Origin of the sequence: Shewanella cutis, from assembly GCF_022410515.1 — a bacterium.
GTDB classification, from domain to species: Bacteria; Pseudomonadota; Gammaproteobacteria; order Enterobacterales; family Shewanellaceae; genus Shewanella; species Shewanella cutis.
Window position 1 is genome coordinate 95224 of sequence record NZ_JACSDI010000023.1, and the last position, 9152, is coordinate 104375.

The 9152-nt window shown below is 42.4% G+C and carries 7 protein-coding genes and 3 pseudogenes; all 10 read right to left on the reverse strand.

What is annotated here, in order from left to right:
* Positions 1-28: 28 nt before the first annotated feature.
* Positions 29-299: pseudogene (locus H9J30_RS19540) on the reverse strand (IS256 family transposase); the annotation flags it as partial.
* A 427-nt stretch (positions 300-726) separates the two neighbouring features.
* Positions 727-1326: a tyrosine-type recombinase/integrase gene (locus tag H9J30_RS19545; RefSeq protein WP_240132523.1), complete on the reverse strand. Its 600-nt coding sequence runs from the start codon at positions 1324-1326 to the stop codon at positions 727-729.
* A 287-nt stretch (positions 1327-1613) separates the two neighbouring features.
* Positions 1614-1933: pseudogene (locus H9J30_RS19550) on the reverse strand (transposase); the annotation flags it as partial.
* 38 nt (positions 1934-1971) lie between these two features.
* Complete coding sequence (locus H9J30_RS19555; RefSeq protein ID WP_240132531.1) at positions 1972-3105, reverse strand: porin family protein; 1134 nt, start codon at positions 3103-3105, stop codon at positions 1972-1974.
* Between the two features lie 92 nt (positions 3106-3197).
* Positions 3198-4028, reverse strand: a complete 831-nt coding sequence (locus H9J30_RS19560) for a cytochrome c3 family protein (RefSeq protein WP_240132524.1) — start codon at positions 4026-4028, stop codon at positions 3198-3200.
* 675 nt (positions 4029-4703) lie between these two features.
* Complete coding sequence (locus tag H9J30_RS19565; protein WP_240132525.1) at positions 4704-5039, reverse strand: hypothetical protein; 336 nt, start codon at positions 5037-5039, stop codon at positions 4704-4706.
* A 10-nt stretch (positions 5040-5049) separates the two neighbouring features.
* Positions 5050-5715, reverse strand: coding sequence for a TorD/DmsD family molecular chaperone (locus H9J30_RS19570; RefSeq protein ID WP_240132526.1), 666 nt, complete (start codon positions 5713-5715; stop codon positions 5050-5052).
* Between the two features lie 62 nt (positions 5716-5777).
* Entirely contained in the window at positions 5778-6452 is a 675-nt protein-coding gene (locus tag H9J30_RS19575) for a DMSO/selenate family reductase complex B subunit (protein WP_037425569.1), read from the reverse strand.
* A gap of 13 nt (positions 6453-6465) precedes the next feature.
* Positions 6466-8785: pseudogene (locus tag H9J30_RS19580) on the reverse strand (DMSO/selenate family reductase complex A subunit).
* Positions 8786-8804: 19 nt separating this feature from the next.
* Positions 8805-9152: MtrB/PioB family outer membrane beta-barrel protein (locus tag H9J30_RS19585; RefSeq protein ID WP_240132527.1), on the reverse strand; the 348-nt coding region annotated here is incomplete at its 5' end.

Here is a 9152-nt window from a genome sequence, read left to right on the forward strand (position 1 = left end):
TTGTTCATAATTCTATGTCAGGTTAATTTCACAGAACGATATGGTTTTCTAAGTGCCCCTCACAATGGATTGAGAGCTGTGATAGCGTCAAATTCCAGTTTTGGATGAGATGCCTCCAGCTCTCAGAAGCCTTCAATATACTCTCGTAAAGCAGGTTGAGTAATCTGTTCTCGTTAGCAAAACAGCCCTTTTTTTGGGTTAACTTTCTGAATTGCCTATATACTGCTTCAACCGCATTTTGTGATATAAATGGCGCTGAAAACATAGTCGATGAATTTGAAATACACCGATAGCAGCGCCTATTATTGTCAGTCATCATAGAAATCTTCTGATTAAGGGGAATTTGGCTTATTGGCAATTAATGTGAGTCCACCAAGATAAATGCAAGCCCGTTGTTAGTTAATCTGCGCCCATTAGCAGTTAATCTGAGTCGGCGGATCTGCTTATTGTCAATTAATGTGAGCCCAGTTTGACGGATGTAATCGCGCCGAAGGGATTATGTGTGCAAGCTGCTACACCTAAGGATTCCTTGCTCACCAAGCAGGTCTTGTGGGGATTCGTAATCAGCTAATAACTGATCGATAAGCTGGTCTGATACTGGCATTCTTTTATTCCTTTCAAATACATGGATAGAATGCCACTTACACAGTTCTTTTTACACTCTATGAAGCCACGGCCATACTATTGAAATAATCACGTCTAGGCATTCGTCATTAAGCTGTGTCGTTACTCACTCAGAACCTGCAGATAAATTTCTGTGGTTTTGCTGTCTCTGTGCCCCATCAGTTGGTTTATCACATGCAATGGTACTGGAGGATTAGCTGTCACCAGCGCAACGGCAAAACCATGGCGTAGCCCCTTATCTGTCGCTTGCGCCCCCACAATTCCCGCTCTATCCATCACCCGTTTAATCAAGCGGTAGGCCGTGGGCAGACTCATTGACCACAAAGGTACATCTATAACAAAATCACGGCGCAATTGTGAGCGTAAACCAAACACCAGATCCAAGTGTTCAATTAAGGAAGAGGGCACAGGGATGCTCCGGAACTGAGCTTGCTTCAACCCACTTTGTTGGTCGGTTTTGTATTTCTTTAAGCTGTGGATCATAATTGTACTATCATTGATCATCACGCGCCTGGGCGTCATAGCCAAAGCTTCAGACGGACGGCAACCGCTGTAATGCAGCACATGGCAAAACATCCTATTGCTTGGCGATTCTAAGGCACTGGCATCAAGGAAGCGCCGCCGCTCTTCCGCGGTTAAATACAACCGGTCACCATCAGGCGTGAACAGGCGCATTTCAGAGGCATTATCAGAGTTTTGCATAGACTTCAATCCGTTCTCTGGGGATTTGATTGATTCATCTTAAGAGAAAAACCGCCCCAGAATAGTTGCAAATGAGACTATAGAACGGGTTTTAGGGGCTTAAGTGAATCAGTCATCCTAGAGTGATTCATTTGTTCACTTTTGAGTATTTCAGAGTTAAACTTTTAACTCAAATTAGTAAATGTTGAATTAAAATTTCTACGATTAACGGTAGTATTCAAATTTCTGTGTCATTTACTTAAGTTGTTGCCTAATCTAGCAATTCGCTGGACAGTGACGGATATAGCCTCATCTGCATAGAGTTTATCCATATCACGGTGCACCATCTCGTTCACCGGTTTTGTGTCATGTACATTCACTAGCGTCACTCCACTTTTGCCGCCACTATTCCACCTTGATGATTCACAATCAAATGCAGCTTAAAGTCATAGAACCAACCCATGGTGCCACCTCTGCACGCCAACCCCGCTAAGGTTTTATGGCGATGAATACGTAAGTTATGACACACTTTGATGCTAGTTGAATCGACAAATTCGATGCCAGTGGATTCACTTTTGAGGCTGACAAAGTAACTGCAAAGCGGCACTAAACCACTAGCCGTCACTTCATTAACTTTGCAACAGAGCATCCTAAACTGCACAAATATTAGAAGTAGTAACCAAAGTTGATGTTGATACGTTTATCCCAATCGTTACCGACTTCTGGTAGGCCAACGTGGTCGTTATTGGCGGTCGAGAAGGTCATGTTTTTACCCATGACAAAGTCAATCATGGTGTAAGTTGGGCCAGCTGAAATCGCCATACCGGTGACGTTTTGCATACTGTTGTCGTAGCTATCGTCATCAACATCAGGCGTCATTAAACCAAAGTCGTTATAAAACTTAATGCTGCCCCAATCCGTGTTAACGGTTTTGGCAATGTTGATGTTATAGGCTTGGCCTTTTGAGGCGATTTCGTACTGCCAGCTCACTACCGATACGCCAATTTTGTTGTCGTCGATAGCATCTGCAGCGTTGTATTCATACTGCATGGCTTGCATTTGTAGGTTCCAGCCGTTGTAGCTGCTGTCTAAATGCAGTGCTACAGCATAGCGGTCGCCATTATTGCCAGTTTTGCTGTTGTAGATTTGGCCGACCTGTACTGAGCCACCAAAAGTGGTTGCGCCACCTTCGTATTCGGCGGTGTAGGTTTGGCGTACGTTAAGTTGGTTGGTTTCTTCGTTATTGTATTCCGTGCCGTTGATGGTGCCGGTATACAAGTCGGTCGAATAACGCTTGTTTTCGGTTGGGCCGTATTCGGCGTTTTTATAAAACGCTAAATCTGTGTGCCAGCCGTTTTTCTCATAGGTCGCTTTTAAGCCGATATCATGGTCATCTTCAAAGCCTAAATAGTAAGGCAGGCCAAACCACCAACTGTTAGAGATGAACTCGCGGTTACCAAAGGGCACTTTGTTGATACCAAATTGCAGTTGCCAATCTGGGTCAATGTTGTAGTAGCCATAACCATACTTGATATAGTTAGTGCCTGAGGTAAAACGGTATTCCGCCGCTAAACCGAAATCGCCTTTTTTACCATCGAATTTAATCGCGGCCATATCGAAGTTAAAGTCACCGCCTTTATCTTTCGATTTTTCATCATAATCGCGATAGCCATAGTTGACGCGTACGGCACCGCCAACATTGATGCCATCTTCTTGCTCTGCGGCAAAGGCGCTAGTTTGAGATAGTGCGATAGCCGTTGCCACCATGGACAACATAAACCGAGTCGATTTTTGCATTATCAGTAACCTTAATTTATACCTAACATAACCATCAACATAATTTTAATAATGTCGAAAGTTATGATAGATAATAATGTTTATTAGTTTAAATATCAGTTATGTCCGTGAACTTGTTCCGAACTAATGTTTTCAAACATCATTTTTTCAACATGACATTCCGCACAAATATCTTTAATATTAGGTTTAAGTAAACTTGCACTTTCTGTTCCGTGTGGGTCATGGCATTTTATGCAATCCCCTTTAAAGCCTGTATGTTCTTTTTTAAATGGTCCTTGTTTTTCAATATGACATTTGAAACATGGTGTGTTTAATGCTGGTGTTTTATATGCTGGAGCCCATTTACTACCATGAGCAGCATGACAATAAGTTGAACATCCTTGGAGAATATCAGTACCTTTATCATCAACAAGACCATGATTGTATTTCATCCGAACTTGTTTTTGTAATTGTGGATGACATTCAAGACAAGACAATGTTTGCTTTTGAGTGTCAGGGATTGCATTGTCGGTATGGATATTGGTATGGCATGCTGCACAAGGCGTTGTTTCTAGAGGGAATTGATCACCATGGCAGCGCAAGCACATTTGATTCTGTAACTTAGCACTAGCATTAGCAATTTTCATGTCGCCTAAACGTAACATCGGGTTGTTTTTTGGGTTTTCGGCATGCAACCCTAACGGACCATGACAAGCTTCACATTCAATCCCAGTAGCAGGAGTGCCAATTATAGATTTATTTCCATGAACAGAACTTAAAAATCCTTGCATCGCCTTTTCATGACACTGAACACAAGTTTGTGCACCTTTTTTGGAGTATTGAGCTTGTGATAGTTTTTTTATAAATAAATCATCAATAGTTCTAGCCATTAGCATATCACTCTGTAAAAAACAGAATAGAAACAGAATGGAAACAGAAAGTTTCATGATATCTCCTTGTTAAATATTAAATTATATGGTTTTCTAGAAAATATTTATTTTAAAAGCCTAAAATACACGTCGCTAATTCTGCTTGAAGACATGTAGCTTGCAATACATATAACCACTTGCAATGATTAAATTTTTAATTATTCAGTGCATGTATTCAAATTGATTTTAATTACTGAATCAAACAAAGAGCAAGACAATATATCAAAAAAGTAAACAATCCGTTTTCATAGAAAGCAACTTGGTTTTTCTCTAGAATTTTGGAGTTTTTATACATTCATCTCATTTGTTATGATAATAGCGCTTCATGTTCAAGATTTTGTTTATCTTGATGATGTACATATCGCTTGATGACTTTTTTATTACTTCTTAAACATGTCATGGAAATCTGTAATCATTTATACTTTTTGTAGTGAATAAGAAGTATTGTTTTTGTGCAAACATTATTCAAAACAAATGTCTCAACAACATACGGAATCTGTCTTGGTTAAAACCTTAAAACATATGAAGATACATTAACAAGGCGTGTTACCAATTCATAAATTAATTACCGATATTTCGTGTATTTGTACGCAACTGTAAACGATGCATAATTAGCTGTTTAGATAAACGCTCGATCATTGAACAAATTGATTTAGAAATATTACTAAGCTCTTGATTATCCATGTGTTTTTTTCACCAAACCTCAGCTAAGGCAAAAATAAGTTGTTCAGATTGACTTAGAGATTGATGTGATAATTCTCTGATAAATAGAACTCTACAGCACTCAAAAAAACAATGCAGCACCATATTATCAGGCAATTTCTGCTCACTCATTGCTTTATCGAGAACTAGCCATTGTGGCTGACCTTCAATAAAAATAACCGCAGACATCATATTAGTGACTGACGCTAATGACGTACCGCCACAACATAAGTCGTGAATATTTTCACAAGCAGCCAAACTCAATTGAAGTCGATAGGCAAGCTGGGCTTTTAACCATTGATGACTCACTGCTGTCACAAACGTCATGAGCGAACCTTTAGCGATAGAGCTTTACTGGTTGAGGTATCACGTTAAACTTCGTACCTAAATGTGCAAAAAACACTTGAGCAAGCATCGATATGCCACGATAAAAATCAGTATTTGCATGAAGTTCAGCTAACGCCAAACAGCGTCCCGCCCAAGGTAAAGTATGTTGTTGCAACAATAGCGTGCAGACTCGCACCTTTTGTGTGTCATTGGGATTTAACGCTAATTCATCAAACAAGTATTGCAACACTAATAAAATCAAACCTAAATGGTCTACGGGTTCATTTCGCTTCAGAGATAATTCGATATCATGGGTGTTATAAAAGCTAACCAGATTTTGAGTCGAAGCTTCATTCAATAACTGGCCCTCACTGGTGTATACCGATCCCCAGGGGGCAGCTTTAGGATCGCCAGGGCCAAAAAATAACTGCCCATAATCTAATTGAAGCTCGATTAATTGCGATTCATCGTCCTGCCATTGAGCCAAATAGCTACTTAGCAAAGCTTTTCCTGATTGCTCACCTGGCGAGAGTTCAAGCTCTGGCCACTGTGTGGCTAACTCATCTCGCTTAAATTGTGTCAGTAACGGCATGTTAGGATACGAGTACAGGATGTTATGCAGCACTTTGGCGATTGCACCCCAAGTTTGGTAATCACCCGTGTTGATTGTTGGCATAGTGTTCCTTTACAAACGAAGAAAAATGAGGGGGCTAAGCCTAAGCCCCCCCATTCTTATTATTACACTTCAGCAGGGTTTAATAATTGCCCACTACCACCAACTGGTTGACCATTTCGATTGGCCTTGATAATCAAATTTGGTGAAGTAATTGAGGGCGATGGTAAGGGTGCAATATGACCATCACCCTCTCCATATTTCGCTCGTAAATTATCCATAGTGTCAAAGTCGAGTGCCCGTAAAGGACACGAATCAACGCAAATAGGCTTTTTACCTTCCGCGAGTCTATCGCTGCAACCATCACATTTGGTCATCACCTTTCGCTCGATATCCAGCTGTGGTGCATCATATGGGCAGGCTCTCGCGCAGCTTTCACAACCAATACAAAGTTCAGTGGCAACTTGGACTAAGCCATCTTCACGGCGCTTATGCATTGCACCTGTTGGACAGGCTTTAACACACACAGGCTCGCTGCAATGGTTACAACCAATAGACATGTAGTAGGCAAAGACATTTTGTTCAAAACTACCATCGACGTTTTGCGACCAATTGCCACCACCATATTCATAAACACGGCGCCAAATAATACCGGGCAAATTAGCGACACCATTATTCATCACATCATCTTTCGCGCGAACCAAGCCCGTCATGCGGTCCTTACAGGCAATATGACAAGTTTTACAGCCAGTACATTTGCTGCTATCGAAATAGAAACCATATTGTGTTTGTTGAGTCATTTTCATCTACCCCTTATGCCTTGACGATCTGCACACGATTGGTGTGTTGTGGGTTTCCCTTTGCTAAAGGGCTTGGCTGGTAACGAGTTAACGTATTAATACAGCCACCAACATCGATTGGGTGTCCGCTCCTTCCAATCCGGGCGATATCAGGTTGATACCAAGCGCCCTGGCCTAAAGCCACAACACCTGGAGCAACCCTTGGGGTAATGCGTACAGGTAATTCAACTGTGCCACGCTCGTTCCACATCTGTACTTTATCGCCGCTTCTTAAACCACGACCTAAGGCATCAGTTGGGTTCATCCATACTGCATCTTCTGCGGCTTCGCGCAGCCACGGCACGTTATGATAACTTGAGTGTGTACGCCCCTTGGTGTGATAACCCGCAAGCTGCAGAGGATAATCATCCTTAGTATCTTCATCCTCATAACCATCCCATGTGGGTTGATACATAGGGATTGCAGTGATGTAATCGCCTTTAACATTAGGATTAAAGATCCAGTCTTTACCCTTTTGCGCCATCGACAGTGAGTAAATCTCTATCTTACCGGATGGTGTGCTCACCGCTTTACCACCATTGATATAGCTATCGAGTGCAAGTACTGGCGTCTTACTAAACGCACGGAACACACCAATCTTTTGTGCTTCAGCGTAACTATTAGGGAAGGTAGGTTGAGCATTGGTATTTGCGCTGTTTGTGGAGGTCATTCGACTCTAACCAAGTGGTATCGGGCAGTAAGATGTCTGCATAACGTGCGCTCGGTGTCATCCAGCAATCACACACGACAATAAGCTCACATTTGCTGTCATCTTCGAGGATTTTAGCGGTACCGTTACAGTCGGAATGTTGATTAATTAAAATATTACTATTAAGCGCAAATACTGCTTTAGTATCCGCGCCAAGCGGAGTATCTAGATCTGCGGTACCACGAAGTCCATCTTTACGGGCGGTCATTTCATGGCCACGCTCAATCGCTTCTGACCACATAAAGCACGAAATAGATTCTTTAACAGGATTACTACCGCCGCTCATACCTGCACGGTTTAAACTGCCTTGATAAGGTAGTGCGCCGTTGCTTACGCCTGACTGCCCTACTTTTCCGGTTAGGAATGAAAGCATATAGCAAGCACGCATGGCTTGTTCACCATTAGCGTGACGATTTATCGCAGCACCAGTCACAATAAACGGTGCTTTAGCATTCATAATCTTGCTAGCGACAGATTTAATATTTGCTTCTGATATTCCGCAGATTTTAGCTGCCCAGGCGGGGGTTCTTGGGCCATTATCGACAAACTTACCTTCACCAAGAATGTAGTTGCGATAGTTGTCTTCAACGTCGATATAAGGCAAATATTGAGTCTTTTTAGGATCGCCACTTGCGGTAAATTCAGCGACAAGCTTTTCAAGAGAGGCCTTGTCAAATCCAACGCAGTACTTATCTAAAAATGCCTTGGAATGCGTATCAACCCATCCAGAGCTAATCATTTCATAGGCAATCGCTTCTGCAAATGCCGCATCGGTTCCTGGTCTAATCGGTAACCATTGGCTTTCTTTACCCGCCATTGAGTCCGTATAACGTGGGTCCACCATAATCACTTCAAGGTTAGCATTCGCCTCAAGTGCTTTTAAGAAATCATATCCTTCACCCGACCCACTTTGACGCATTTCACTTGGGTTGTAGCCAATACCGAGGAACAGGTCACTATCGTATAACGCCGTTAAAGAAGAACCCGATGTACTGCTAAAACCTGTCGCAGCTGCTGCATCAATTTGTTGTGCCCAAGAGTAGTTGTTATAAAACTGAAGAAATCCACCGTTCAGATTGAGCACACGATCAAAACACGCTGAGCTAGCAAACCCATAATAAGCCCCTGTTCCATATATCTTTAAAATCGACTTATTACCGTAACTACTGGCGATACGTTGAATTTCACTCGCAATCGTTGAAGCAGCCTCATCCCATGATATTGGCACAAACTTCGCTTCCCCACGCTTACCAACACGCTTCATAGGTGTACGTAAACGATCAGGAGCATAAGTACGGCTACGCAGCGAACGTCCTCGGGCACACGCTCGGATCTGGTGGTTGCCGTATTCATCGCTAGTTTCATGATCAGCTTCAATACGGGTAATGATGCCATCACGACTAAATACTTTGATGGGGCAATTTGAACCACAGTTAACCAAACAAGATGACCAAGTTTGTACTTCATCGCCTACTGGTGGCTTAGGTGGCACCACATTCACATCACTTGAACCCGAGTTACAGCCAGTGACCGTTGCTGCACAGCCCATGGCTGCACTCATTTTTAGAAAACTTCTGCGTTCCATTGTCTTTACCTCTTATCAATCAAGGCAGCAGGTAGCTGAAGGTAAACATCAGCAAGTGCGCGTTGTAGTTATGGTTTAAGTCGCCTAGGGTGATTAACCCAGGAATGCTATTGACTGCGGATTGGCTATAGTCAGTGTCGTAATAACGCTCGTACTGATAACTTAACTTGAGCCCCATACGCTCACTCAGAGCGTAGCGACCATAGAGCTCGACACTGTGGTTATAGGAGTAGTAATCACCGTATGGCTGGACCTCGTTATAGGTGATTAAGGTATCGCTTGCGGAGTTGGAGAATTGATAATTCCCACCAAGTGTCAGCCTGTCATCCAATAGACCGCTATAGGTAAACCCTGCACCTAAATTGAT

What these genes read in the sequence shown, in the direction of transcription:
- H9J30_RS19545 (WP_240132523.1), bottom strand. Translation starts at nt 1,326, where the DNA reads ATGCAAAACTCTGATAATGCCTCTGAAATGCGCCTGTTCACGCCTGAT.
- H9J30_RS19570 (WP_240132526.1), bottom strand. Translation starts at nt 5,715, where the DNA reads ATGCCAACAATCAACACGGGTGATTACCAAACTTGGGGTGCAATCGCC.
- H9J30_RS19560 (WP_240132524.1), bottom strand. Translation starts at nt 4,028, where the DNA reads ATGAAACTTTCTGTTTCCATTCTGTTTCTATTCTGTTTTTTACAGAGT.
- H9J30_RS19575 (WP_037425569.1), bottom strand. Translation starts at nt 6,452, where the DNA reads ATGACTCAACAAACACAATATGGTTTCTATTTCGATAGCAGCAAATGT.
- H9J30_RS19565 (WP_240132525.1), bottom strand. Translation starts at nt 5,039, where the DNA reads ATGACGTTTGTGACAGCAGTGAGTCATCAATGGTTAAAAGCCCAGCTT.